Here is a 25,274-nt window from a genome sequence, read left to right as displayed (position 1 = left end):
CCACTCATTCTTATTTTTACAACCAGCTATGAAACTTTTTAATATAAAGCTTTTTCAGGAATTGTGTTAAAAAAGCGTAGCCTAATAGTATTCCTACTAACCAAGGGAAATAGTTAAGTGGCAATGCTTGTAAACCAACGGCTGCACCAAGTGGTGAGAATGGAATATAAATCCCGATTGCCATAATAAGAGCGGTTAATAAAACGACTGGTGTTGATGCAGTGCTTTGAATAAATGGAATCTTTTGTGTTCTTATCATGTGAACAATTAAAGTTTGTGTTAACAACCCAACGACAAACCAACCGGACTGGAATAATGATTGCTCGCTCGGTGTATTTGCACCAAATACATTCCACATGACTACGTATGTGATAATATCAAATATAGAACTAATTGGGCCGATACAAATAATGAAGTTTCGTAAGTTTGCAGTATCCCATTTTCGTGGTTTTTCTAGAAACTCTTTATCCATTTTGTCCCATGGAATAGAAAGTTGTGAAATATCATAAAGTAAGTTTTGAATTAAAAGATGAATGGCAAGCATCGGTAAAAAAGGAATGAAAGCACTTGCTACTAACACGCTAAACACATTACCGAAGTTAGAGCTAGCTGTCATCTTAATATATTTTAAAATATTTCCGAATGTAGTACGTCCTTCTAAAATCCCTGCTTCTAATATAGTTAAACTTTTTTCGAGTAGAATAATATCGGAAGCTTCTTTCGCAATATCAGTAGCAGTATCAACAGATATTCCGACATCAGCTTCACGTAATGCTACAGCATCGTTAATGCCGTCTCCCATGTAACCTACAGTGTGTCCATTTCCTTGTAATGCGTGTATAATACGAGATTTTTGCATGGGATTAAGCTTCGCAAATACAGTCGTTTCTTCGGCAAGTCTTGCTAATGCTTTATCTGGTAAAGAATCAATCTCGTAACCGAGGATTGGTTCGCAGATATCTAATCCAACTTCTTTACAAACCTTTCTTGTAACAATTTCGTTATCGCCAGTTAAAATTTTCACTTGTACACCATGTTTTTGTAATGCTTGAATTGCAGCTGCTGCAGATGGTTTCGGTGGATCTAAAAAGCCGATATATCCAGCGAGAATCATATCAGTTTCGTCTTTTACTGCGTACTCTGTATCATTTATTCTTCTATCTTTTTTATAAGCCACAGCAATAACCCGCATACCTTCACTATTTAGTGTCTCACTTATTTTTTTGACATTTGAACGTATTTCCTGGGTGAGTGGAACGATTTTTTCATCCACTTCAGTGTAGTTACAAATTGATAAAATTTCTTCTACGGCACCTTTACAAACCATTGTATGTTCACCTGAAATATCCTTTACGATGACTGACATACGCCGGCGGGCGAAATCGAATGGAATTTCATCTAGCTTTTGAAAAGCTGATGGATTAAATGTATTGTTTTCCTCTGTATGCTTAATAACAGCTTTATCTATTAAATTTTTCAATCCAGTTTGATAGAAACTATTTAAATAGGCAAATTGCAAGACGCGATTGCATTCATTTCCCTTGGGATCTAAGTGACGAACAAGGACAACGTTATCTTCTGTTAAAGTTCCGGTTTTATCTGTACAAAGAATGTTCATAGCACCTAAGTTTTGAATAGAATTTAGCTGTTTTACAATTACTTTTTGTTTAGACATTTTAACGGCACCTTTAGCTAAATTAGCAGTTACAATCATTGGTAACATTTCAGGTGTAAGGCCAACAGCGACGGCAATAGCGAAGAAGAAAGCTTCTTGCCAATCACCTTTTGTGAATCCATTAATGAGAAGGACAATAGGTGCCATAATAAGCATGAATGTAATTAAGAGCCAGCTTACTTTGTTTACACCTTTATCAAAGCTTGTTTCTACACGCTTTCCAATTACCTTATTGGCTAAAGAGCCGAAATACGTATCGGTACTTGTTGAGATGACAACAGCTTTTGCGCTACCACTTACAATATTTGTTCCCATGAAACAAAGGTTTTCCATATCGAGTGGATTGTAATTTTTTTTCATGTTTGTCGGTAAGATATGCTTATTTTCTGTATGGTAGCAGTGTTCGTATTTTTCTACAGGAAGTGCTTCCCCTGTTAAAGAAGATTGATTAACAAATAAATCTTTAGCGGATACAATACGCACATCAGCTGGAATGATATCACCGGCTGAAAGGGAAATGATATCGCCAGGTACAAGTTCCTCAATTGGAATTTCTGTTGTGTAATTTCGATTTAAATTCGTTACATTTTTTGTTTCATGTACAAATCCATTTATTCTAAATACGCTTGCAGTTGTTCGAACCATAGCTTTTAAATTATCGGCAGCTTTTTGAGAACGAAATTCTTGGGAAAACCGAATTGTTGCACTAAGTAGTACCATTGCAGATACGACAATTGTTCCTTGCATATCATCCGTGAAAAAGGAGAGTGCTCCAAGAGCTAATAAAACGAAAATAAATGGATTTTTAAATGCCGACAGAAATTGAATGTACCACGGTGCCATTTTATTATGAGCTATTTCGTTCGGACCATATAAAGAAAGTCTACGAGACGCTTCTTGTTTAGATAATCCATCTTGTGTTGTTTCTAAAAGTTTTAACGCAGAGCTTACATCTTGTGTTGCAACCTCCACTAATAATTCGTTATTTGTTTTCATGCTATCTTGCTCATAAGCATGCTTTGTTTCTTGTCTTTGTAAATTAAACATCGGTAGTTCCTCCTCTGTCATGAAGGAGGAAACAATCTGTTACCTAACTATTTGAAATGGTGAGGAACAGTTTCTTTCCTACCTACATGATGAAATATGAATGTAAAACGTATGGGTATCTGGGCCGAATCATCAATTGCCAACTGTTCCTCACCTCCGTACAATTTAGTAGTTTCTGAATATGCTATGTTTGTTTCATAGTAAGGTGCATATAGACGTAAAAAGACCTTTACTCAAAACGAGTAAAGGTCTGAATTCGCAGCTAAAAGAGTCCACAACAAAGACTGTTAGTAGACATAAATAAAAACAGTTTTTGTGTATGACAAAATACATGCACCTCTCCCTCGTTGAGTTTTAGCACTGTATAGCATAGGTACTGAAACCAGCTACATTAAAAAAGGCCTTCATTCCGACCTTTCCTGTTGACCCATTGGCGTCTCTCGACATTTTTGGGCAGCAGCGTTTCTCTATACAGGAGCCTCACCTAACAGAGACCATATTCAATTACATGTTGAATGTTAGCACTGTAAAATCGTAGTGTCAATATCTTTTTATCTGTGTTTTTAAAATATTAAATGGATTTATAATAGATATATGGGATGAAATGTATGATATTGATTATGAATAATATGGAAAATAAATATTTTTATAAAAGGGGAATTTGTAATGGTACCACAAAATTTTATTATAAATATTGAGAATCAAAAGTGGTTGTTTAATGAGCAGGAAGATTTATGTTCTCACGGGGAAATTTATTTAAATGTGGATGGAACGATTATTACACAAACAGGTATGGATGAGGAATGGGGAATAAGTGAATCAGCTTTAGCTCTGTTACGAACTTTAGATAAAGAATATATTTGTGATATTGAAAATGAAGAGGGACTTATTTTGCACGGATGTGGCACTATGCTCATGTTAGGATGCCCAATTTCAATTCATTGGACTATAAACCATATAGGTGAAAATGTGGTTTTAAAGGATTTTGTCAAAGTTATTTCTACTGATCAAAAGGCTATATACTATGAAGGGCTTCATATAGAAGTAAATGAAAATGAATATAGAAAACAAATTGTTTCTTTTGCGCTACAGGCAAAAGAATTATTCAATAAATCAAGTGAAAAGATAATTTTAGATGAGTTTGATCAAAGTATGTATACAGACTTTTGGACGGAATATAATCATTTACTAAATAAGTATAAATAAAAAAGCACTGTAACCAGTGCTTTTTTATTATAGATTACGAGATTGTAGGGTTTTCAAATATAACAATCTCTGAACTGTTTGTAGTTGAAACACGTTGGGCGTAATATGTTAAAGCTGAAGAAATATATGCTGGTAACGTATCATTTGTATGTGATGTTGTATATTCATGGATTAATTCCTTTAAAGTTGTCCATTCTAATTGTGCTGGGTGATCAGACACGAAAGAACTTACCCAGCGATCAAATGAAGATGAAAAATCAGTTTGTAAACGAAATACTTCTTTCATAATAAAACGCTCCCTTAAAATGTAGTATAATTATTTTAACACAAAACACGAACGATAGCTAAATTTTTTGAGTATAACGTTCGTGTTATATAGTTGTCTAGATGTTTGGTTATGTAAATTCAATTTGCCATTTGAAATAACATTCCGTAAGATGAGAGATAGAGTATATTTAGAGCTGGAGGAAAGAAAGTGGAATTTGTATTTTTAGGAACTGGTGCAGGTGTTCCTTCAAAAGGAAGGAACGTTTCAGCAATTGCTTTACAATTGTTAGAAGAACGAGGACAAACTTGGTTATTTGATTGTGGCGAGGCCACGCAACATCAAATATTACATACATCTGTACGTCCGCGCCGCATTGAAAAAATATTTATTACGCATTTACATGGCGATCATATTTTTGGATTGCCTGGTTTATTAGGTAGCCGTTCATTTCAAGGAGGAACTACGCCTTTAACGGTGTATGGACCGAAAGGAATTAAACAATTTATTGAAGTGGCATTATCGGTAAGTACGACACATGTGAAATATCCACTTGAAGTTGTGGAGATAACAGAAGAAGGTACCGTATTTGAAGATAATGAATTTTATGTAGAAACGAAAAGATTGTCACACGGTATAGAATGCTTTGGATATCGTATTGTAGAGAAAGATATACAAGGTGCTCTTTTAGTTGATAAGTTGCTTGAGATGGGTGTGAAACCAGGTCCAATCTTTAAACGTTTAAAAGATGGTGAAGTAGTTGAATTAGAGGATGGCACGATATTAAATGGAAATGAGTTTATCGGCCCACCTCAAAAAGGAAGAATTATTACTATCTTAGGTGATACGCGATATTGCGAAGCGAGTAGGGAGCTTGCGCAAGATGCAGATGTACTTGTCCATGAAGCGACTTTCGCAGCAGAAGATGAGCAACAAGCGTATGATTATTTTCATTCTACATCTAAGCAAGCTGCGAGCATTGCACTTCAGGCAAATGCGAAGCGACTAATATTAACTCACATTAGTTCTCGCTATCAAGGAGATACATATAAGGAATTATTGAAAGAGGCTAGAGAGTTGTTTTCTAATACAGAAATAGCGACAGATTTGAAATCATTCCCAGTAGAAAAATAATAATTTTGTAAAAAATGGTAACGGCGGGTTACCATTTTTTTATGTCTAAAAAAATTTAAAAATAAAACTGTTATTATTTTATACTTATACTTGGATGATACAGAAAATTAGGATGCTTTGAATATATAGGATAAAAATACGAAATAATGATTATTTAGAAAAACTGTTATATAAGTCAGATGACATACAAGTGATACAAATAGCAGAAATGGAATTTTATTCAGAACTTTTAAAATTCAACAAAAGTAAGCGTTTTATAAAAAACAAGCTATAATGAGGGCAGATTATAATTTATGATAAGTCGCATGTATTTTAGTCATTATCGTAACAAGTGAAGTTGACTAAATCATGAGAGAGTAACACGAGAATTATAATAGGAAAGATATTACTATTATTTGTCATAAGTCTTTTTCACTTTTTAGCTAAACGATATGATTAGCAAGTGTAGCTATTGCGAGTTCCTTAGTAGAAGCTTTTTATTAATAAGGTGGTGGAGATTTAATTGGTACACCACTCTTTAAAAGAGTTCAGAACATCAGCAGGTAGTCTAGGCGGAATAGCGGGTGCAAATTTAGTTGCATTAGCAATGGTTATATCACTTGTTTATGCTATGCTTGCAATGGCTTCTGTGTTAAACTTTGGATTGCTACCAGACTTTATTCTGGATTATCTTGTATCATTTTTAAATGAAAATAATGCTAAGATTCTTATGTATTATGATAACTGGTATTATTTCAGGTTATATTGGATTACTTTTATTCAAAAACTATCCAATTCGTACAGCAGAACAAATTCGTGGTACAACTGGAAAAGCGACAGATGTAGCAGCTTAATAGAATAGTAGAATAAATTTTTTCATAGAGGTTTAGGGGGAGTTATGATGAAGTATCGCTCAGTATTTGATATTATCGGTCCAGTTATGATTGGACCATCAAGTTCACATACAGCAGGCGCAGCAAGAATGGGGCAAGTTGCTCGCCAGCTGTTTCGTCATGAACCAGAAAGAGTAAGCATTTCGTTATATGGATCATTTGCAAAGACGTATCGAGGGCATGGTACGGATGTAGCACTAATCGGTGGAATATTAGGATTTGAAACAGATGACTTACGTATTCCAGAGGCGCTAGAAATAGCAAAAGAGCGCGAAATTGAAGTGGAATTCATTGAAGAAGATGCCAATGCACCTCACCCAAATACAGCGAGAATTCGTTTGTATAAAGGTGAAGATGAAATTGAAGTTGTTGCTTGCTCAATTGGTGGCGGTAAAATTGAAGTTGTAGAATTAAACGGATTCGATCTTCAATTATCAGGCACGAGCCCAGCACTACTTATTGTAAATAACGATCGCTTCGGTGCTATTGCAGCGGTAGCTTCAATCCTTGCGAAACATGAGATTAACATTAGTACAATGAGTGTTTCTCGTAAAGAAAAAGGAAGAAGAGCGCTTATGGTCATTGAAACAGATGAATTATTAGCAGATGAAGTGATTGAAGAAATAAAAGCGCAACAAAATATTTGTCAAGTAACTATTATGGAATAATTGCAGGGGGGACACACCATGTTTCGGAACGCAGCGGAACTAGTGGCGCAAGCTAAAGAACAAAATGTAAAAATCGCAGAAATTATGATTCAATGTGAAATGGAAACAAGAAGTATTTCACGTGAAGAAGTAATTGCTGGTATGGAAAAGAACTTAGTAGTGATGGAGCAAGCAGTAGAACGTGGTATTCGCGGCGTGAAATCACCAACTGGTTTAACTGGTGGAGATGCTGTAAAAGTTCAAGCGTATATGAAGAGTGGAAAAGGCTTATCAGGAGATACGATTTTGGACGCAGTAAGCAAAGCTGTTGCAACAAATGAAGTAAACGCGGCGATGGGAATTATTTGTGCAACACCAACAGCAGGGTCTGCTGGAACAGTGCCAGGTGTACTATTTGCACTAAGAGAAAAATTGCAGCCTACACGTGAAGAAATGATTGAATTCTTATTTACAGCAGGAGCTTTCGGTATGGTTGTTGCGAATAACGCTTGTATTTCTGGTGCAGCGGGAGGATGCCAAGCTGAAGTTGGTTCAGCAAGTGGAATGGCGGCTGCAGCCGCAGTTGAGATGGCTGGTGGAACACAAGATCAAGCAGCTACAGCGATGGCAATTTCATTAAAGAACATGCTTGGTTTAGTGTGTGATCCTGTTGCAGGACTTGTAGAAGTACCTTGTGTAAAACGTAATGCAGCAGGAGCTGCGAATGCGATGATTTCAGCAGATTTAGCATTAGCTGGTGTAACGAGTACAATTCCATGTGATGAAGTAATTGAGGCAATGTTTAGAATCGGACAAACGATGCCAGTAGCACTTCGTGAAACAGCAGAAGGTGGACTTGCAGCAACGCCGACTGGTCGTCGCCTGCAAGAAGAGATTTTTGGGAAGAACAATAACTAAGTGTAATTATAGAAAAAGGAGCTCAAATAAACTTGAGCTCCTTTTTCTATTTTTCTTTTGTTAGTTGTTCTAATGTTTTTCCAAGATTATGTGATCGTTTCGTTGCCTGTGTAATACAAGAAATAAGTGCTTGTTGAAATTTATGTTCTTGTAATACTTCAATACCTGCTTCGGTAGTTCCACCAGGAGAAGTAATTTCCTTTCTCAAAATAGAAGGGTGTTTGTCACTTGCTTTTAGCATTTCAGCAGCACCAATCATCGTTTGAAGAATAAGTGATTTTGCAACATCTTCTTTTAAACCGATTTTTTTTGCAGCTTTTTCCATAGATTCCACTACGTAATAAATATAAGCAGGTCCACTTCCGGATAATGCAGTGACAGCATGCATATCTTCTTCCTCTACAACAGAGACGAGACCAATCGTTTCAAATAAAGATGTTGCAGTGCGAATATGCTCCGCTGTTGCATGTTTTGAAGGGGAGATAGCGGTAGCTGATTTTAAAATGGCTGCGGATGTATTTGGCATTGCACGAATAATTGGAACGTCTTTTTGAAGTAGTTTTCTAATTGAGTCAGTAGAAACACCTGCTAGTAATGAAATAATAAGCACGTTATTATTTATGTATTCTTTAAAAGGGGTAAGCGCCTCTGCAACATCCTTTGGTTTCATTGCTAGAAAAAGAATATTTGCATCAGTAAGTAATTCTTTTTTATTATGAGTACCTTTGACACCGTATTTTTTATGTAGCTCTTGTAATCTTGTCTCGTTAGAACGATTACTTACAGTAATTTGTTCACCTTTAACGACATTTGCATGTAACAAGCCACCAATAATAGCTTCGGCAATAGAGCCTGCACCGAGAAAGGAAATGTTTTGAATAGACATGATGTTCCTCCTTTAATTTTGGTTAGAAATTCTTATAAATGTACATACATTCGTTTTTTTATAGGAAACACCTCTTTTTATCTGAAAATAATGACAAATATATATAGAAGTTGTAAACTGAAGAAGTATTCATTTTTGAACCGGAAAGAGACAGGGGGGCTAAGCATGACGGCGATTCACCGAATGGAGATTCCTGTACCATTTGCAGTGGAAACTGTGAATGTGTTTTTAGTTGAGGGGGAGACATTAACATTAATTGATACAGGGACGAATACAGAAGAGGCAAGGAATGCGTTAGAAAGTCAATTAGGTGCATTAGGACATACGATAGAAGATATTGAAACAGTAGTCATTACGCATCATCATGCAGATCATTGTGGACTTTTAAACATATTTTCTGAGAAGACGAATATTATTGGACATCCTTGGAATGAGCCTTGGATTACACAAAATCCAGAATTTTTAAAGCGGTATCATGAATTTTTTAGAGAGACGGCCTTACAGTTTGGTGTGCCAGCAGCATTTTTGAAAGACGAGTCGTTATTGACGACGAGGACACTTAAATATTCTTGTAATAGATCGTTAACGCATACTGTGAGAGAAGGAGATCGTATTGATTCTTTGCCTGGATTTACAGTACTTGAAACACCAGGTCATGCTTCTACTCATATTTCTTTATATAGAGAATCTGATGGAATATTAATTGGTGGAGATGCTCTCATTAGTCATATTTCTTCGAATCCAATACTAGAACCGCCATATGAAGGGCAAACAGAGCGGGCACGCCCATTACTACAATATAATCAAACATTACAGCGTTTAAGCGAAATGAATATTTCACGCATTTTATCAGGGCATGGGGAAGATGTTCTAAATGTGAAACAACTTATTGAAACGAGATTACAAAAGCAAGAAACACGTGCTTTTAAAGTGCTTGAGTTATTAAAGGAAAAACCAATGACAGCATTTGAAGTATGTGTAAAACTATTTCCGGTATTATATAAAGAACAATTACCACTTACTATTTCAGAAACGGTTGGACAATTGGACTATTTAGCATATAATCAACAAGTGATGATTGATGAGTCATCGCAACAAGTGATTTATTATGCAAAGTAGGTGACAGCAATGACAGGACGTTTACAAAATAAAGTAATCGTCATTACAGGTGCTTCTAGTGGGATTGGTGAGCAAGTTGCAATGCAAGTTGCAGCACAGGGAGCGACTCCAGTATTAATGGCTCGAACAGAAGAGAAACTACAAGCGTTAGTAGACAAAATTAAAGAAACTTATAATACGCCTTGCTATTATTATGTATTAGATGTAAGTGAAGAGATGGAAGTACAGTCTGTTTTTTCAAAGGTATTACAAGAAGTGGGACGTATTGATATATTAGTAAACAATGCGGGATTTGGTATTTTTAAAACGTTTGAAGATGCGTCAATGGGTGAAGTAAAAGATATGTTCCAAGTAAATGTATTTGGATTAGTAGCATGTACGAAAGCGGTACTACCTTATATGGTAAACAAGAACGAAGGACATATTATTAATATTGCTTCACTTGCCGGAAAAATTGCAACTCCGAAATCAAGTGCGTATGCAGCAACGAAACATGCTGTATTAGGATTTACGAATAGTTTACGCATGGAATTAGCGAATACAGATATTTATGTTACAGCAATTAATCCAGGTCCGATAGATACAAACTTTTTTGAAATAGCGGATCAATCTGGTACATATGTAAAGAATATGGGACGTTACATGTTAAAACCAACATACGTAGCAGAACAAATCGTAAAGTCGATGCACACGAAAAAACGTGAAGTAAACTTACCGAAGTGGATGGGAATTGGTCCAAAACTTTATGCTTTATTCCCAGGTTTATTTGAACGTGTAGCAGGTAAATCATTAAGTAAAAAATAGGAGATTTCCACATGGAAATCTCCTATTTTTTATTGTTTTCCAGTCACATAATCATAAACAATATCCTCAATCTCCTCGTATAAATCAATTTCAATATTTGAATGAGTCACCGTTTGAATATGTTTCACTAGCATTTCCTGATCTTCTTTTGATATTGGACTGCATTGATATTGCTGAAAACTTTTTATAATCATTTTCTCAATTAATTTTTCGTTCATATTTTTTCCCGCCTGTATGTACGTATGTATTGTTTTATTGTACTTGAAGTGAAATAAAAAAACTACTATGCACTATTTTTGTATAAAAATTCGGTTGAGTATATTATTTTTCTAATAAAATTAAGTTTTTTTAGATTTGAAAATTTATAAATATTTAATTGACTCTATAAATATACAATATTATAATCATACTTAATTTAAAGAATCGATTTGAGGAGGAACTTATGAAAGTCGCAATTATTGGAGCCACTGGATATGGGGGCATTGAATTAATTCGTTTATTAGAACAACATCCATATTTTTCGATAGCATCTCTTCATTCTTTTTCGCAAGTTGGTGAGTGTATAACAAATGTATATCCGCATCTTCGAAATGTTCTCGTTCATACGTTACAAGAAATTGATGTGAAGACAATAGGGAAAGAAGCAGAAATCGTATTTCTAGCAACACCAGCAGGAGTATCGGCGGAGTTAACTCCCAAGTTAGTAGCAGAAGGTTTAAAAGTAATTGACCTATCTGGAGACTTTCGTATGATAGATCCTTCGTCATATGAACTGTGGTATAAAAGGCCAGCAGCGAAAGAAGAAATTCTTAGAAAAGCAGTGTATGGGTTAAGTGAATGGAAAAGGACTGGGATTCAAAAGGCAAATTTAATTGCAAACCCAGGATGTTTTGCTACAGCCACATTGCTAGCGATAGCGCCGTTAGTACGTAGCGGCATGATTGAAGAAGATTCGATTATTATTGATGCGAAATCAGGGGTATCAGGAGCAGGTAAAACACCAACAACAATGGCTCACTTTCCTGAGCTATATGATAACTTGCACATTTATAAAGTGAATGAGCATCAGCACGTTCCAGAGATTGAGCAAATGCTTACAGAATGGAATAATGGATCACAGCCAATTACATTTAGCACACATTTAATACCGATATCACGAGGAATTATGATTACACTTTATGCAAAAGTAAAACAAAAGATGGAAATAAAGCAACTTCAAAAATTGTATGAAGAAACGTATGAACAATCGCCTTTCATCCGAATTTGTACGCAAGGGAAATTTCCAAGTCCAAAAGAAGTGAGAGGCTCAAATTATTGTGATATTGGCATAGCTTACGATGAAAGAACTGAAAGAGTTACGGTCGTTTCTGTTATAGACAATATGATGAAAGGCGCGGCTGGGCAAGCGATTCAAAATGCAAACATAATAGCGGGACTAGAAGAGACAACAGGTTTACAACATATGCCGCTTTATCTATAAGGGGGACATGATGATTAAAGTAGCGTCTATTACAAAATTAGAAAATGGTTCAATTGTAACGCCTAAAGGCTTTTCGGCAATTGGTACTGTAAATGGTCTGAAAAAGGAGAAAAAGGATTTAGGGGCAATCGTTTGTGACGTACCAGCATCATGTGCCGCTGTGTATACAACGAATCAAATACAAGCAGCCCCTTTGCAAGTAACGAAGGATAGTATAACGGCAGAAGGGAAGTTACAAGCAATTATCGTTAATAGTGGAAATGCAAATGCTTGTACTGGAATGCAAGGATTACAAGACGCATACGAGATGCGCGCGTTAGGGGCGGAACATTTTGGAGTGAAAGAAAATTACGTTGCAGTAGCTTCAACAGGTGTAATTGGTGTTCCACTGCCGATGGATATAATCCGAAAGGGGATTGCAACTCTTATACCGACGAAGGAAGAAAGTGGAGCGTATTCTTTTTCTGAAGCAATTTTAACGACAGATCTTATCACGAAAGAAACTTGCTATGAAATGATTATTGATGGGAAGAAAGTGGCGATTGCGGGTGTTGCAAAGGGTTCAGGGATGATTCATCCGAATATGGCAACGATGCTTAGTTTTATTACGACAGATGCTCATATAGAGCATGACGTATTGCAAACAGCATTATCCCAAATTACGAATCATACATTTAATCAAATTACGGTAGATGGAGATACTTCTACGAATGATATGGTCATCGTTATGGCAAGTGGATTATCAGAAACAAGCCCGATAAATATGGAACATACAGATTGGGAAACTTTCGTATGTACTTTACAGAAGGTATGTGAAGATTTAGCAAAAAAAATTGCGCAAGATGGTGAAGGCGCTACGAAGTTAATAGAAGTCAATGTGCTAGGAGCTCAAACGAATGAAGAGGCAAAAAAAATTGCAAAGCAAATAGTCGGTTCGAGTCTTGTGAAAACAGCAATACATGGTGAAGACCCAAACTGGGGGCGAATTATTAGCAGTATTGGACAAAGTGAAGTAGTTATTAATCCAAACACAATTGACATTACTCTTCAATCTATATCGGTATTAAAAAATAGTGAGCCTCAAATATTTTCTGAAGAAGAAATGAAAGAGAGATTACAAGAAGATGAAATAGTCATTAATGTGTACTTACACTTAGGTGAAGAGACAGGATCAGCTTGGGGCTGTGACTTAAGCTATGAATATGTGAAAATAAATGCTTGTTATCGTACATAAGGAGAGAGAAGATGAGCGATTATATTGTAGTGAAATGCGGCGGTAGTATGTTGAATCAATTAAATGATGTGTTTTTTGAATGTATAAAGAAATTGCAACAGAAGTATAAAGTAGTGATTGTTCATGGTGGTGGACCAGAAATTGATGCCAAATTAAAAGATTGTAACATCAACGTAGAAAAAAGAGATGGATTACGGATAACACCAAAAGAAGTTATGGATGTTGTTCAAATGGTGCTATGCGGAAGTACGAATAAAAAATTCGTAATGAATTTACAAAAGCATAATTTACTTGCTGTAGGTTGTTCAGGGTGTGACGGCAATTTACTTCAAGTTCAACCTGTCAGCGAGGAGATAGGATATGTGGGAGAAGTAAATTATGTAGAAACAGCCTTATTAAAAGGATTAATAAATATGGGGTATATTCCTGTTATTGCTCCAATCGGGGTAAATGGTAATGAAATTTATAACATAAATGCGGACAATGCTGCAGCTGGGATTGCGGCCGCGTTAGGGGCAAAAGAGCTGATTTTTATTACGGATGTAGATGGAATATTACATGAAGGGAATTTGGTAAAGGAAACGGATGAATCTGAAATTGCAACTTTTATAGAAACAGGTGTTATTACAGGTGGGATGATTCCGAAAGTACAGGCGGCACTAGCATCATTAAAAATGGGAGTGCAAAAGATAAGTATTGTGAATGGTACAAAAGATTTTACTGAGGTTACGGGAGAGTGTATTGGAACGACGGTAACGAAAGGCGTGAGTATTGCATGACGAGTCATCTTTTTCAAACGTATGGCAGAAGAACTATTAAGTTTGTAAAGGGAACTGGAACGAAAGTTATTGATAATAACGGTAAGGAATATTTAGATTTCACATCAGGAATTGGCGTATGTAATTTAGGACATTGTCACCCTACTGTTCTCAAAGGTGTACAAGATCAACTTGATGATATATGGCATATATCTAACCTGTTTACAAACAGCTTACAAGAAGAAGTTGCGTCATTATTAACAGAAAATAGAGCATTAGATTATGTGTTTTTCTGTAATAGTGGGGCAGAGGCAAATGAAGCGGCTTTAAAGTTAGCACGTAAGCATACTGGAAAATCTCTCGTCGTAACATGCCAGCAGTCTTTTCACGGTAGAACATTTGGAACGATGAGTGCAACAGGCCAAGATAAGGTAAAAGAAGGATTTGGTCCATTACTTCCATCTTTTTTACATATCCCTTTTAATGATATTAAAGCATTAGAGGAAGTAATGAATGAAGAAGTTGCGGCGGTAATGGTAGAAGTTGTTCAAGGAGAGGGAGGAGTAATACCTGCCGATCTATCTTTTTTGAAAGAGATTGAAACATTATGTAATAAGTTCGGTTCCTTATTTATTATAGACGAAGTACAAACGGGGATAGGAAGAACTGGAACACTATTCGCTTATGAACAAGTGCGAATAGAGCCTAATATCGTTACCGTTGCAAAGGCACTTGGGAATGGGGTTCCTGTCGGAGCGATGATTGGCCGGAAAGAGCTCGGAACGTCGTTTACTGCAGGATCACACGGTTCAACTTTTGGCGGGAATTACATCGCGATGGCTGCAGCGAAAGAAGTATTGCAAGTGAGTAAAAAACCATCGTTTTTAAAAGAAGTACAAGAAAAGGGCGAGTACGTATTAGAGAAGTTGCAAGAGGAATTACAGCATGTCGAATGTATTCAAAATATACGTGGTAAGGGGCTTATGATTGGGATTGAGTGTAAGCATGAAGTTGCAAGTTTTATAGAACAACTAGAAAACGAAGGGCTTCTCGTATTACAAGCAGGCCCTAATGTTATAAGACTATTACCGCCACTCATTGTCACGAATGAAGAGTTAGAACAGGCAGTATATATAATAAAAAAAGTAGTTTGTACAAAAAACGTATCAATCATATAAGGGGGAAGTTTCATGTCAACTGTACAAGTACCGAAATTAAATACGAAAGATCTTTTAACACTAGAAGAATTAACGAAAGAAGAAATTATTTCTTTAATTGAGTTCGCTATATATTTAAAAAAGAATAAGCAAGAGCCTTTATTACAAGGCAAAATATTAGGGCTTATTTTTGATAAGCATTCAACTCGTACTCGTGTATCTTTTGAAGCGGGAATGGTACAACTCGGGGGACATGGTATGTTTTTAAGTGGAAAAGAGATGCAAATGGGAAGAGGAGAAACTGTTTCAGATACTGCGAAAGTATTATCGCAGTATATTGACGGGATTATGATACGTACATTCTCGCACGCGGATGTAGAAGAGCTTGCAAAAGAATCAAGTATTCCTGTTATTAACGGTTTAACGGATGATCATCATCCTTGTCAAGCATTGGCAGACCTCATGACGATATATGAAGAAACAAATACATTTAAAGGAATAAAATTGGCTTACGTAGGTGACGGAAATAATGTATGTCATTCATTGTTGTTAGCGAGTGCAAAAGTCGGAATGCATATGACTGTTGCAACGCCTGTAGGATATGAACCGAATGAAGAGATTGTAAAAAAAGCGTTAGCGATTGCCAAGGAAACAGGAGCTGAGATTGAAGTTTTGCATAATCCTGAATTAGCGGTGAATGAAGCAGATTTCATTTATACTGACGTTTGGATGAGCATGGGGCAAGAGGGCGAAGAAGAGAAATATTCTTTATTTCAACCTTACCAAATCAATAACGAACTTGTTAAGCATGCGAAGCAAACATATCGTTTCTTACACTGTTTACCTGCCCATCGTGAAGAAGAAGTAACAGGAAAAATTATAGATGGACCGCAGTCTATCGTCTTTGAGCAAGCTGGTAATCGATTGCATGCTCAAAAAGCGTTATTAGTGAGTTTATTTAAAAATGTAGAAGAGCCTTCCTAAAAGGGAGGTTTTTTTATATTAAAATGTCATATGTATATTTAGTTAACCATTTCGATATCATTTATAATAAAAGAGAAAACTAAATTTGTTTTTCAGAGTGTGTAAGGACATACTACATATAAAAATATAGTTAAAGAGATGATGAGGGTGAAAACAACTAAGAAAACATATTCGTTTTTTCAGCGGATGTGGAGAATATTAAAGTTTCAATATTATAAGTTGCTTCGATCGCCAGAAGGCGCAAAGAAAGTATCGTTAGGGTTTGCTATAGGATTCGGCTTAGAAATGTTAGTCATTTATACGGCATCGCTCGTATATGTAATATTTTATCCAATCGTCAGGTTAGCAAAGGGATCTTTTCCTGCGGCAGTTATTGGCAATATTATTGGGAAAATATCGTTTCTCCCAGTATTTTTATTTCCGCTTGCGTATGCGCTAGGAAAAATGATTTATCCATTTCATGTACAGAAAATTCATCATGAACCATTTACGATATCGGACTTGTTTTCAAGTCACATTTTTACGATATTAAAGAGCTTATTACAAAGTGAAGTGTATGTATTAATTGGAATGACGATTTTAGGAGTTGTGTTTGGTCTCATTTCGTATTTCGTTGTGCATTATTTATACGAAAAGAACCGTAAGTTACGCTTGAAGAAAAGGAAGAAACGAGTGAGAGAACCACTTGTACAATTATAAACAATGTCACATCCATTTTCTCCTTTGAATATGTTTAAGAAAAAGGAGGAGAGGATAATGTATTATTATTACGTACCTCAAGTATATCCATATGTAAATTATTATCCGGTTTATGATACGAGTAGACAATACGAATTATATCGGCAACAACAATTACAGCAATTATCACAAATACCACAAATACCACAAATACCACAAATACCACAAATACCACAAATACCACAACAACAGCCTACACAGGAAAAAAAACCATATTTAACAACATGGCCATATTCCAATGTGTACTATGGTAATTATTACGAATCATAAAGCTGCTTCTATTTAGAAGCAGCTTTATACGTTTGTTTTCAAAATTAAATTTTGAATGGTTTGAAGAGAATGAATGAGCTTTTCGCGCTCTTCCTCAGATAATGTTTGGAAATTTTCTTTTAGTTTGTCTAAAATGAATTGCTGATACTGATTTACTAATAATTTCCCTTCAGCTGTTAGGGAAATTAAAATGACCCGTCGATCTTTTTCGCTATAATGACGCTCTATTAGTTCTTCTTGAATAAGTTTGTTTAATAGAGGTGTCATGTTAGGCCGTGAAATCGCTAGCCGCTTGCCGATTTCGGAAACTGCTAATGTGCCGTTTTCATGCAAAAGCAGTAATACTTGTGTATGTGATGGCGGCATATGTCTTTGAGAAGAAAATTCTCCAGGAAGCATAAATTTGCGATAAAAAAGAGGCACTAGCGAAAGAAGATGATCAACAATACGTTCCCACTCGCGTGATTCCATATAAAGGCCCCCTTCCACTCTCATTGTAACAAAAAAGACATGTTATAAAAATAGAATTGGTAACTACTCAGCTTCTTCAAATAAAAAAACAGGCCAAATACATGTTTCCGATTCGAAAACATGAAAAGAAAATACTCCAATCAGAGAAAGAATCTATGCCAAATAGAGAAATTCTCTTATGAAGTCGTGTTATTCCAAGGAACCGTTCTAGTTTCTATGACTTGGTTTATCGCTTGTAAGACCGATTGTTTTTGTTTTTTCATGGTACTCATAAAGCTTCGTATCTGACAAAAAGATTCTGCGCCTTTCTTACTTCGGAAAGTCCCAGACACTTTCTGTTTTACTTTCGTCATCCGAATATCCCGTTCTGCTTGATTGTTATCAAATGGAATGGCTGGATGTTCTAAAAACGCTAGAATTCTGTCAGAATACTTGACGAAGCGATTCCATAAATTTTGAGAAGGCGTCTGCTTTCCTTTCTTCTTTTGTTTCGTGGAAAGAATCTGTTGTTCTTTCAATATGGATTGATACATAATAAACAGATTCTTTTGCGTCGCTTTTGGCATGGTACCTTCGGATTGCTTTTTCATCGTCAACGCTTGCGTTAGAAATTTCTGCATCTGTTGTGCCCATTGTTCTCCAGTACTATCTATAATTCCTTGTAAATCTCGTAAGAGATGGGCATTACATAAAACGTGACGACAATCTGTATACGCATCATACGATTTCCAACCATCATGCATCGCAATTCCAGAAAAAGATGGCAAGATTTCTCCAGCATCCATTGCTTCTTTTCCACGTTTTTGATGAATATGTTGCAATGTCACCTCCGGTGTACTGGCAGTATGTAACCATTGTGTTTTGTTTTCTACACGCATACCAGTTTCATCAAAATGGACAACAGGAGACTGCAGAATCTTTTCCTTTACTTCTTTTATGAATGGCTGCAATTGAGAAGCGAAAGCCTGTGTATGATTTACCAGGGTTCCTTCGCTTATAGAATGTCCAAAACAATCCTGAAAGAATTCTTTTGTTCGCTTCAAAGAAATGCATTGATAATGCGTTAAATAGGGAATCAGTCTTTTTATATTTGGACCATATTGAACAGGACGAGATACTGTCGAAGGAAATTGGGCTTCTTGGATAGAATGGCAATGTGGGCATTCTTTCTGTTCTACTTTATGTTCTGTCACTTCGATCTGAATAGGTGGTAAGTCATACACTTGGCGAATGCGATACCCTTTTACAGGCTCGTGGTTCAAGGAAGTATGACAACAAGTACAATATGTAGGAGAATGTGTAATCGTATGATCTGGAGTCGCTGTCAAACCAAGAGTATGTCCCTTGTGGCCCAACTGGCCACCCGTTTGACGATGAGACGGTTTGCGCAAACTTTTTGTAACGGGCTTACCCAAACCATCTGTAGAAGGTGGCTTATGACTATTTTTGGAGTTTTTTTTTGAAGCATTTTCTAGTTCTTGTATACGTTTTTCTAACTTAGAAAATGTTTCTTCAAATAAAGAAATAACAGCTTCAGGTCCTTTTTTATATGTATCTAAAATAATTTTTCGATCGACCATAAGATTCACCTCCCCTGTTTGATATACTCAGTATTTACAAATGGGAGGCATATGAAACTAGTAAAATTTAAAAAAGACACCGAAAGGTGGCTGAGTAGTTACTAGAATTGTTTCATGGGAATTTTAATATTTGTAGGCCAACACTTTTTTTGTAAATGAATCGGCAATAATCGTATAGCCTTTATCATTTGGGTGTACTTGGTCAAAGAGCAATTCTTTTTTATCATTCGATATTAATTTACGAATTGGCAAAACGATAGATGGTTGATTCACTTTTGCAATGGAATAAACGGATTCATTCCAGCCGTCTAAAAACATATCTGCATAACTTGCGATGGAGTCATCGAGTTGTAATGGGTTATAGAGTTCAGAAAGAATGAGTAAAGCATCCGGATTTTGATCTCGGACTGTCTTTACAATATTTTTTACATCCGCTTCAAAATGAGCTTTTTCTTTATTTAACATTTTAATACCGTCTATAACACCGACATCACGATTTAAGCGAAATAAATTATTTCCTCCAATATTAATGGTAATGATATTTGCTGCTCTAATTTTTTGCTTTACATCTTCTGATTGAACTTTTTTAGCGAGACGATCTGTTGTAAGACCGTTTATCCCAAGGTTTTCTACAGTAATTGGTTTATGAATTTGTGCTTCTATTTGTTTAGAGGCTAATTCAGCAAATCCACCTTGTGTTGATCCATATCCTTTGGCGAGCGAATCACCTAGTACGAGATGATAAAAGGAATCGTTTGTTTGCTTATCAATCCAACTTGGAGTAGATGTTTTTTCTGTTTTTTCTTCGGGTTCATTTTGTTTTGTCTCGTCGTTCTTTTCAAAATAAGAATAAGAAATGATCAGAAGGAGGAGACAAACAATTGTTAAGATGACTTTTTTCATAAATTCATCCTCCTTGTAATTGGTAATTGTATCATATTCAGCAGTATTAGCAATGTAAGGGCATATTATATGTTTATGAAAAGTTTATAATAACTTTACAGAAAATTTGTTGAAGTTTGTCAAAAAATATTGACGATAGGAAAGAACTTTATATATGATAATGTCAGATAAGGTGAAATTTTAATTAGTGGGAGCTTTATTTCCTATTAATTGTTAGTCTTCATCAATCGAGCGTTTAAGGGGACTACTCGTTAGCGCAGGGTGAAATGAAAATTGTGTCTCTAATAGAAGAAAAAAGGTATGTGGTTAGAGACAGATAGGGATTCATTTCATTATTTCTGGTAATTGTATAAGGGGGATTTTTTGTGAAAAAGTCAAAAAAAATGCTAGCTGGAGCAACTCTTGCGATTGGTGTTATAGCACCGCAAGTAATGCCAACAACAGCTCATGCAGATGAGAACGCTGGGGAGAGTACAGTTAACTTACGAATTCTAGAAACATCAGATATTCACGTTAACTTAATGAATTACGATTATTATCAAACGAAAACAGATAATAAAGTAGGTCTCGTACAAACGGCAACACTCGTTAATAAAGCACGTGAAGAAGCGAAAAACTCTGTCCTATTTGATGATGGAGATGCATTACAAGGGACACCGCTTGGAGATTATGTAGCAAATAAAATAAAAGATCCGAAGAATCCTGTGGATCCTAGTTATACACATATTATATCGTGTAATGAATTTAATGAAGTATGACGTCATCTCTCTTGGGAATCATGAATTTAACTACGGTTTAGATTATTTAAATAAAGTGATTGAAAAAACGGATTTCCCGGTTATTAACTCGAATGTCTATATAGATGACCATGATGGTAATGATGAGAATGACGAGCATTACTTTGATAAACCATATCATATTTTAGAGAAAGAAGTAGTGGATGAAGCAGGCCAAAAACAAATAGTGAAGATTGGTGTAATGGGATTTGTTCCACCACAAATTATGAATTGGGATAAAGCGAATTTAGAAGGAAAAGTAAAGGCAAAAGATATTGTGCAAACAGCGAAAAAATTAGTTCCGGAAATGAAGGCGCAAGGTGCGGATATTATAGTTGCACTAGCGCATTCAGGTGTTGATAAGAGTGGATACAACGAAGGAATGGAAAATTCATCGTTTTATTTAGCGACAGAAGTTCCTGGCGTAGATGCAGTATTAATGGGACATTCACATACTGAAGTGAAGGATGTATTTAATGGTGTTCCAGTTGTAATGCCTGGTGTCTTTGGAAGTAACTTAGGTATTATTGATATGCAATTGAAAAAGGTAAACGGAAAATGGGAAGTACAAAAAGATCAATCTAAGCCACAACTTCGCCCGATTGCTAATAGTAAAGGTACCCCATTAGTAGAATCTGATCAAAAATTAGTTAATGAAATTAAAGATGAGCATCAAGCGACAATCGACTATGTAAATACACCTGTAGGTAAAACGAAAGCACCAATTAATAGTTATTTTTCATTAGTACAAGATGATCCTTCCGTACAAATTGTGACAAATGCGCAAAAATGGTATGTAGAACAAGAACTTAAAAAACCAGAGTACGAAAAGATTAAAAATATTCCGGTTTTATCTGCAGGCGCACCATTTAAAGCAGGTGGCCGAAACGGTGCTACATATTATACGGATATTCCAGCTGGAACGTTAGCGATTAAAAACGTTGCAGATTTATATGTATATCCAAATACGTTATATGCTGTAAAAGTAAATGGGGCACAAGTGAAAGAATGGCTTGAAATGTCTGCAGGTCAGTTTAATCAAATTGATCCAAAGAAAACAGAAGAACAGCCGTTAGTAAATATAGGGTATCCTACATATAACTTTGATATTTTAGATGGCTTAAAATACGAAATTGATGTAACACAACCGGCGAAATACGATAAAGATGGAAAAGTTGTAAATGCAAATACGAATCGTATTGTAAATATGACATATGAAGGTAAGCCAGTAGCTGACAAGCAAGAGTTCATCGTCGCTACAAATAACTATCGTGGAAGTAGCCAAACGTTCCCAGGTGTAAGTAAAGGGGAAGTTGTATACCAATCACAAGATGAAACACGTCAAATCATTGTGAAGTATATGCAAAAAATAAAAGATATTGATCCAGCAGCTGATCAAAATTGGACATTTAAACCGATTGTTGCAGATAAATTAAATACAACATTTGATTCTTCACCAAATGCACAAAAGTATATAAAGAAAGATGGAAAGATTTCATATGTTGGACCATCTGAAAATGAATTTGCGAAATATGCAATTGATATAACGAAGAAAAATGATGATAAAGAAACTGGTGAAGGAAACCCAACAACACCGCCAACAGGTGGTGGAGAAAATCCGACGACACCACCAAAAGGTGATGGAGAAAACCCAACAACACCGCCAACAGAAGAAGGTAATAATGGTAATGAACCAAAGCAAGATGGAAACAATACTGGATCTGGACAAACTACAACAGATGATCAAAATACAAAAGAAACAACAACTGTAAGTGAAAATAAAGAAGCTGAAAAAGATGAACGTGATTTACCGAAAACAGGTGCAAGTATTGCTTCTACAATTGGAGCTGGTCTTGCGTTTGTTGGAGCGGGATTACTTCTGTTATTTAGAAGAAAGAAAGCGAATAGATAGTCAAGAAATATAAAAAGGATTACCGATTTGGTAATCCTTTTTGTTATATTATGAAACTGGTACTGCTTTTTCTTTTTTCCATGAAAGACCGAATCCAGTAAAACCGACAATAATGGTTACGACTGGACATGCTAAACAGAAGATTGCGTATGGCAGGTAATCGAATGTTGGAACGCTAAGAACGTTTGTTAAGAATACGCCACTTACACCCCATGGTACGAGTGGATTAATTACTGTACCAGCATCTTCTAATACTCGTGATAAATTACGACGTTCTAAACCGACTTCATCGTATTTATTAGCAAATGCTTGTCCTGTTAAAACGATGGATAAGTACTGCTCACCAAGTAAGAAGTTTACACCAATTGCAGTTGAAGCAGTAGAAATAATTAAGCGTGTACTAGTTTTTACGAAGCTAGAGATAATATTCATCAGCTGCGCTATAATACCCATTCCTTGTAATAATCCTCCCATACAAAGAGCTAGGAAAATAAGAGCAATTGACATCATCATACTTTGCAGGCCACCGCGAGATAATAAGCTATCAATATCTTTGATACCAGTTTTAGAAACGTAACCGTCTTGCATAATTTTAATTAAATCAGCTAAAGAAGTGCTAGGTTTAAAAATAAAGAGAATAATAATTCCTACCACAATTCCTGCAAGTAATGTTGGAACTGCGGGTACCTTTTTAAATGCGAATAGGAACAGTAATAAAATAGGAATCAGTGTAACGATAGAAATCGTTGCATTTTTTTCTAGTGTGTTAATAAATGCTGAGAAATCAACGTTTCCACCAGATCCGCTTCCTAAAATGAAAAATGCGATAAAAGCAATAATGAAAGCTGGAACTGTTGTCCAAAGCATGTTACGAATATGTTCAAATAAATCTACACCCGTTACAGCAGGCGCTAAGTTTGTTGTATCAGATAAAGGAGACATTTTATCTCCGAAGAATGCACCAGAAATAATTGCACCAGCAATAAGAGCTGGATCGTATCCAAGGGCAGTACCCATTCCCATAAAAGCAAGTCCTACAGTTGCAGCAGTTGTAAAAGCACTACCGATACTCGTTCCAACAATTGCACAAACAACAAAAACAGTTGGAACGAAAATTTTTGGAGATACAAGCTGGAAGCCGTATACCATTAAAGTCGGAATAGTTCCAGCTGCGATCCAAACGCTAATTAATACGCCTACAAGTAAGAAAATAAATATAGATGGAATACCAGCTGAAATACTACTAATCATCCCTTTCTCCATAGTAGACCAAGAGATTCTCTTTAGGAATCCAAATGCTAATAAAAGAACGATACCAAATAAAATTGGAATGTGTGGTGAAACTTCTAATTGAATAACACTAAAACCAATACAGAAAAAGATAAAAATTGTTAAAAGAACAGACTCAATTTTTGAAACCATTGTTTTCCCCTCCTAAGTAATGTAAAATAGCTCTTTTTTATATAAAATTCGCCAATATTGTATATTTCCTTCTAAAATTTAGAATTTTGTGACAAATTATCGGTAATTGTTAGTCCTTCTATATGATACGGAAATGATTGGATAAAAAAACGTCCCTGCATATAATTATGCAGGGACGAAGAAATCGCGGTACCACCCTAGCTTGTGAAATGAATGCGTCACAAAATAAAGGGTCATATGATATGCGCTTATAAAATAAAAAACGCCCCTGCAATATATGCAGGGACGAAAAATTCGCGGTACCACCCTAAATTGTGAAACAGTGTCGTTTCACCACTCTTTAGACATAACGGTCTATAACCGTCTTTCACTACTCCTCACGTTTCGTAAAAGAAGCTCCAGGGGGTAATTCATAATTCGCTCTGTACTGGTTCGCACCGACCACCAGCTCTCTGAAATCAGAAATCGAAATACTACTAAATCCTATCAACGCCGATTCATATGATGTTAGTTAAATTTTTATCATATATTCATCATACATGTCAATAAAAATATGTGATATTTTTTTAGGGAAATAAAGGAGATAGGTTTTAACACTAAAAAATGTGCGTTATAATGAATTTGAAAGGGGAGGAAAGAGGGAAGAAAAAAATAATTCTTTTTACCACCTTACTAGTCATTGGCGGAAGTGCTGGCATTTACACAGCTTTTGCAGCTGAATCAGAGCAAGCGAAGCAAAAGCAAGTACAGCAGTCAGAAGTGAAGAAAGCGAAAGAAGCGGAAGAGAAGAAGTCGATGGAGAAAGCAGCTACGAAACTAGGGGTTTCTAGTGATGGAAAAACAAAAGAAGAAATTACGAAAGAAGTAAATAAGGCTAGATTTGAGCAGCGTCATGATTTATTAATTGAGCATGCGAAGCAGCTTGGAATTAATACAGAGGGAAAAAAAGATGAAGAAATTATTTTAGAAATTGGAAAGATACAGCATGGAAAGTAGAACAACTTATCGTATGATAA

Annotated in this window: 22 protein-coding genes, 1 pseudogene, 1 riboswitch and 1 other annotated feature; of the genes and pseudogenes, 15 read left to right on the top strand and 8 right to left on the bottom strand. The window is 35.9% G+C overall.

Annotated features, from left to right (window positions below; translation table 11 throughout):
* Window positions 1-16: 16 nt before the first annotated feature.
* A complete protein-coding gene (mgtA, locus tag MHH55_RS14780; RefSeq protein ID WP_048538477.1) occupies window positions 17-2,722 on the bottom strand; it encodes a magnesium-translocating P-type ATPase in 2,706 nt (901 codons plus the stop codon).
* A 331-nt stretch (window positions 2,723-3,053) separates the two neighbouring features.
* A riboswitch (M-box (ykoK) riboswitch) is annotated at window positions 3,054-3,221 on the bottom strand.
* Between the two features lie 167 nt (window positions 3,222-3,388).
* On the opposite strand from mgtA, the gene MHH55_RS14775 reads away from it, so the two are divergent.
* Window positions 3,389-3,928, top strand: coding sequence for a hypothetical protein (locus tag MHH55_RS14775; protein ID WP_065485158.1), 540 nt, complete (start codon window positions 3,389-3,391; stop codon window positions 3,926-3,928).
* A gap of 34 nt (window positions 3,929-3,962) precedes the next feature.
* On the opposite strand, the gene MHH55_RS14770 is transcribed toward MHH55_RS14775, so the two are convergent.
* Window positions 3,963-4,214: a DUF3932 family protein gene (locus MHH55_RS14770; protein ID WP_000665709.1), complete on the bottom strand. Its 252-nt coding sequence runs from the start codon at window positions 4,212-4,214 to the stop codon at window positions 3,963-3,965.
* A gap of 189 nt (window positions 4,215-4,403) precedes the next feature.
* Here MHH55_RS14770 and rnz point away from each other — a divergent pair, with 189 nt between their 5' ends.
* The 3 genes from rnz (at window position 4,404) to sdaAA (ending at window position 7,764) form a co-directional block, all read left to right on the top strand.
* Window positions 4,404-5,327 carry a ribonuclease Z gene (gene rnz, locus MHH55_RS14765; RefSeq protein ID WP_000397455.1) on the top strand — a complete coding sequence of 308 codons (924 nt, stop codon included), beginning with the start codon at window positions 4,404-4,406 and terminating at the stop codon, window positions 5,325-5,327.
* Between the two features lie 880 nt (window positions 5,328-6,207).
* Window positions 6,208-6,867, top strand: coding sequence for an L-serine ammonia-lyase, iron-sulfur-dependent subunit beta (gene sdaAB / locus MHH55_RS14755; RefSeq protein ID WP_000877445.1), 660 nt, complete (start codon window positions 6,208-6,210; stop codon window positions 6,865-6,867).
* An 18-nt stretch (window positions 6,868-6,885) separates the two neighbouring features.
* Window positions 6,886-7,764: an L-serine ammonia-lyase, iron-sulfur-dependent, subunit alpha gene (gene sdaAA / locus MHH55_RS14750; RefSeq protein ID WP_000489461.1), complete on the top strand. Its 879-nt coding sequence runs from the start codon at window positions 6,886-6,888 to the stop codon at window positions 7,762-7,764.
* Window positions 7,765-7,810: 46 nt separating this feature from the next.
* Here the strand turns inward: sdaAA and proI are convergent, their stop codons facing one another.
* The gene (proI, locus tag MHH55_RS14745; RefSeq protein WP_078187048.1) at window positions 7,811-8,650 is read right to left on the bottom strand and encodes a pyrroline-5-carboxylate reductase ProI; all 840 of its coding nucleotides are present in this window, start codon (window positions 8,648-8,650) and stop codon (window positions 7,811-7,813) included.
* 165 nt (window positions 8,651-8,815) lie between these two features.
* Here proI and MHH55_RS14740 point away from each other — a divergent pair, with 165 nt between their 5' ends.
* Together MHH55_RS14740 and MHH55_RS14735 are read left to right on the top strand one after the other, a co-directional pair.
* Window positions 8,816-9,769, top strand: a complete 954-nt coding sequence (locus MHH55_RS14740; RefSeq protein ID WP_078187049.1) for an MBL fold metallo-hydrolase — start codon at window positions 8,816-8,818, stop codon at window positions 9,767-9,769.
* 9 nt (window positions 9,770-9,778) lie between these two features.
* Window positions 9,779-10,573, top strand: coding sequence for an SDR family NAD(P)-dependent oxidoreductase (locus MHH55_RS14735; RefSeq protein ID WP_000147794.1), 795 nt, complete (start codon window positions 9,779-9,781; stop codon window positions 10,571-10,573).
* Between the two features lie 29 nt (window positions 10,574-10,602).
* Here MHH55_RS14735 and MHH55_RS14730 read toward each other — a convergent pair whose 3' ends face one another.
* Window positions 10,603-10,791 (bottom strand): YqzH family protein, encoded by a 189-nt coding sequence (locus tag MHH55_RS14730; protein ID WP_001003222.1) that lies wholly within the window; start codon window positions 10,789-10,791, stop codon window positions 10,603-10,605.
* A 224-nt stretch (window positions 10,792-11,015) separates the two neighbouring features.
* On the opposite strand from MHH55_RS14730, the gene argC reads away from it, so the two are divergent.
* The 7 genes from argC to MHH55_RS14695 all read left to right on the top strand — a co-directional run bounded on the left by argC (window position 11,016) and on the right by MHH55_RS14695 (window position 17,194).
* Complete coding sequence (gene argC, locus MHH55_RS14725; protein ID WP_078187050.1) at window positions 11,016-12,053, top strand: N-acetyl-gamma-glutamyl-phosphate reductase; 1,038 nt, start codon at window positions 11,016-11,018, stop codon at window positions 12,051-12,053.
* Between the two features lie 10 nt (window positions 12,054-12,063).
* The gene (argJ, locus tag MHH55_RS14720; RefSeq protein WP_000598398.1) at window positions 12,064-13,287 is read left to right on the top strand and encodes a bifunctional glutamate N-acetyltransferase/amino-acid acetyltransferase ArgJ; all 1,224 of its coding nucleotides are present in this window, start codon (window positions 12,064-12,066) and stop codon (window positions 13,285-13,287) included.
* 11 nt (window positions 13,288-13,298) lie between these two features.
* Window positions 13,299-14,066, top strand: a complete 768-nt coding sequence (gene argB / locus MHH55_RS14715) for an acetylglutamate kinase (RefSeq protein WP_078187051.1) — start codon at window positions 13,299-13,301, stop codon at window positions 14,064-14,066.
* Window positions 14,063-15,223, top strand: coding sequence for an acetylornithine transaminase (locus MHH55_RS14710; protein WP_078187052.1), 1,161 nt, complete (start codon window positions 14,063-14,065; stop codon window positions 15,221-15,223). The genes argB and MHH55_RS14710 overlap by 4 nt, the downstream gene beginning before the upstream one ends.
* A gap of 12 nt (window positions 15,224-15,235) precedes the next feature.
* The gene (gene argF, locus MHH55_RS14705; protein ID WP_000108865.1) at window positions 15,236-16,186 is read left to right on the top strand and encodes an ornithine carbamoyltransferase; all 951 of its coding nucleotides are present in this window, start codon (window positions 15,236-15,238) and stop codon (window positions 16,184-16,186) included.
* Window positions 16,187-16,324: 138 nt separating this feature from the next.
* Window positions 16,325-16,885 (top strand): DUF2062 domain-containing protein, encoded by a 561-nt coding sequence (locus MHH55_RS14700; protein ID WP_002005691.1) that lies wholly within the window; start codon window positions 16,325-16,327, stop codon window positions 16,883-16,885.
* A gap of 57 nt (window positions 16,886-16,942) precedes the next feature.
* Entirely contained in the window at window positions 16,943-17,194 is a 252-nt protein-coding gene (locus tag MHH55_RS14695; protein ID WP_284996553.1) for a hypothetical protein, read from the top strand.
* Between the two features lie 24 nt (window positions 17,195-17,218).
* On the opposite strand, the gene MHH55_RS14690 is transcribed toward MHH55_RS14695, so the two are convergent.
* The 3 genes from MHH55_RS14690 to MHH55_RS14680 all read right to left on the bottom strand — a co-directional run bounded on the left by MHH55_RS14690 (window position 17,219) and on the right by MHH55_RS14680 (window position 20,148).
* Window positions 17,219-17,665: a MarR family winged helix-turn-helix transcriptional regulator gene (locus tag MHH55_RS14690; protein WP_000445819.1), complete on the bottom strand. Its 447-nt coding sequence runs from the start codon at window positions 17,663-17,665 to the stop codon at window positions 17,219-17,221.
* Window positions 17,666-17,841: 176 nt separating this feature from the next.
* Window positions 17,842-19,245 carry an IS66 family transposase gene (tnpC, locus tag MHH55_RS14685; RefSeq protein ID WP_100910632.1) on the bottom strand — a complete coding sequence of 468 codons (1,404 nt, stop codon included), beginning with the start codon at window positions 19,243-19,245 and terminating at the stop codon, window positions 17,842-17,844.
* 123 nt (window positions 19,246-19,368) lie between these two features.
* Window positions 19,369-20,148, bottom strand: a complete 780-nt coding sequence (locus tag MHH55_RS14680; protein ID WP_000755838.1) for a GDSL-type esterase/lipase family protein — start codon at window positions 20,146-20,148, stop codon at window positions 19,369-19,371.
* A 365-nt stretch (window positions 20,149-20,513) separates the two neighbouring features.
* Between MHH55_RS14680 and cpdB the strand changes: the two are divergent.
* A pseudogene (gene cpdB, locus MHH55_RS14675) lies at window positions 20,514-22,836 on the top strand (bifunctional 2',3'-cyclic-nucleotide 2'-phosphodiesterase/3'-nucleotidase).
* Between the two features lie 48 nt (window positions 22,837-22,884).
* Here cpdB and nhaC read toward each other — a convergent pair.
* The gene (gene nhaC, locus MHH55_RS14670) at window positions 22,885-24,258 is read right to left on the bottom strand and encodes a Na+/H+ antiporter NhaC (RefSeq protein ID WP_000253736.1); all 1,374 of its coding nucleotides are present in this window, start codon (window positions 24,256-24,258) and stop codon (window positions 22,885-22,887) included.
* Between the two features lie 278 nt (window positions 24,259-24,536).
* Window positions 24,537-24,757, bottom strand: a binding site (T-box leader).
* A gap of 116 nt (window positions 24,758-24,873) precedes the next feature.
* Between nhaC and MHH55_RS14665 the strand changes: the two genes are divergently transcribed.
* On the top strand, window positions 24,874-25,254 hold the full coding sequence (locus MHH55_RS14665; RefSeq protein WP_078186894.1) for a hypothetical protein: 381 nt from the start codon (window positions 24,874-24,876) through the stop codon (window positions 25,252-25,254).
* The last annotated feature ends 20 nt before the right edge of the window (window positions 25,255-25,274 follow it).

The sequence above is a fragment of the Bacillus sp. FSL K6-2944 genome, from assembly GCF_038005385.1.
Taxonomy (GTDB): Bacteria; Bacillota; Bacilli; order Bacillales; family Bacillaceae_G; genus Bacillus_A; species Bacillus_A cereus.
The sequence above is the reverse complement of the archived record's forward strand: the minus strand, read 5'-3'. Positions and strand labels throughout refer to the sequence as shown.

What these genes read in the sequence shown, in the direction of transcription:
- mgtA (WP_048538477.1), bottom strand. Translation starts at nt 2,722, where the DNA reads ATGTTTAATTTACAAAGACAAGAAACAAAGCATGCTTATGAGCAAGAT.
- MHH55_RS14775 (WP_065485158.1), top strand. Translation starts at nt 3,389, where the DNA reads ATGGTACCACAAAATTTTATTATAAATATTGAGAATCAAAAGTGGTTG.
- MHH55_RS14770 (WP_000665709.1), bottom strand. Translation starts at nt 4,214, where the DNA reads ATGAAAGAAGTATTTCGTTTACAAACTGATTTTTCATCTTCATTTGAT.
- sdaAB (WP_000877445.1), top strand. Translation starts at nt 6,208, where the DNA reads ATGAAGTATCGCTCAGTATTTGATATTATCGGTCCAGTTATGATTGGA.
- sdaAA (WP_000489461.1), top strand. Translation starts at nt 6,886, where the DNA reads ATGTTTCGGAACGCAGCGGAACTAGTGGCGCAAGCTAAAGAACAAAAT.
- proI (WP_078187048.1), bottom strand. Translation starts at nt 8,650, where the DNA reads ATGTCTATTCAAAACATTTCCTTTCTCGGTGCAGGCTCTATTGCCGAA.
- MHH55_RS14740 (WP_078187049.1), top strand. Translation starts at nt 8,816, where the DNA reads ATGACGGCGATTCACCGAATGGAGATTCCTGTACCATTTGCAGTGGAA.
- MHH55_RS14735 (WP_000147794.1), top strand. Translation starts at nt 9,779, where the DNA reads ATGACAGGACGTTTACAAAATAAAGTAATCGTCATTACAGGTGCTTCT.
- MHH55_RS14730 (WP_001003222.1), bottom strand. Translation starts at nt 10,791, where the DNA reads ATGAACGAAAAATTAATTGAGAAAATGATTATAAAAAGTTTTCAGCAA.
- argC (WP_078187050.1), top strand. Translation starts at nt 11,016, where the DNA reads ATGAAAGTCGCAATTATTGGAGCCACTGGATATGGGGGCATTGAATTA.
- argJ (WP_000598398.1), top strand. Translation starts at nt 12,064, where the DNA reads ATGATTAAAGTAGCGTCTATTACAAAATTAGAAAATGGTTCAATTGTA.
- argB (WP_078187051.1), top strand. Translation starts at nt 13,299, where the DNA reads ATGAGCGATTATATTGTAGTGAAATGCGGCGGTAGTATGTTGAATCAA.
- MHH55_RS14710 (WP_078187052.1), top strand. Translation starts at nt 14,063, where the DNA reads ATGACGAGTCATCTTTTTCAAACGTATGGCAGAAGAACTATTAAGTTT.
- argF (WP_000108865.1), top strand. Translation starts at nt 15,236, where the DNA reads ATGTCAACTGTACAAGTACCGAAATTAAATACGAAAGATCTTTTAACA.
- MHH55_RS14700 (WP_002005691.1), top strand. Translation starts at nt 16,325, where the DNA reads ATGATGAGGGTGAAAACAACTAAGAAAACATATTCGTTTTTTCAGCGG.
- MHH55_RS14695 (WP_284996553.1), top strand. Translation starts at nt 16,943, where the DNA reads ATGTATTATTATTACGTACCTCAAGTATATCCATATGTAAATTATTAT.
- MHH55_RS14690 (WP_000445819.1), bottom strand. Translation starts at nt 17,665, where the DNA reads ATGGAATCACGCGAGTGGGAACGTATTGTTGATCATCTTCTTTCGCTA.
- tnpC (WP_100910632.1), bottom strand. Translation starts at nt 19,245, where the DNA reads ATGGTCGATCGAAAAATTATTTTAGATACATATAAAAAAGGACCTGAA.
- MHH55_RS14680 (WP_000755838.1), bottom strand. Translation starts at nt 20,148, where the DNA reads ATGAAAAAAGTCATCTTAACAATTGTTTGTCTCCTCCTTCTGATCATT.
- nhaC (WP_000253736.1), bottom strand. Translation starts at nt 24,258, where the DNA reads ATGGTTTCAAAAATTGAGTCTGTTCTTTTAACAATTTTTATCTTTTTC.
- MHH55_RS14665 (WP_078186894.1), top strand. Translation starts at nt 24,874, where the DNA reads ATGAATTTGAAAGGGGAGGAAAGAGGGAAGAAAAAAATAATTCTTTTT.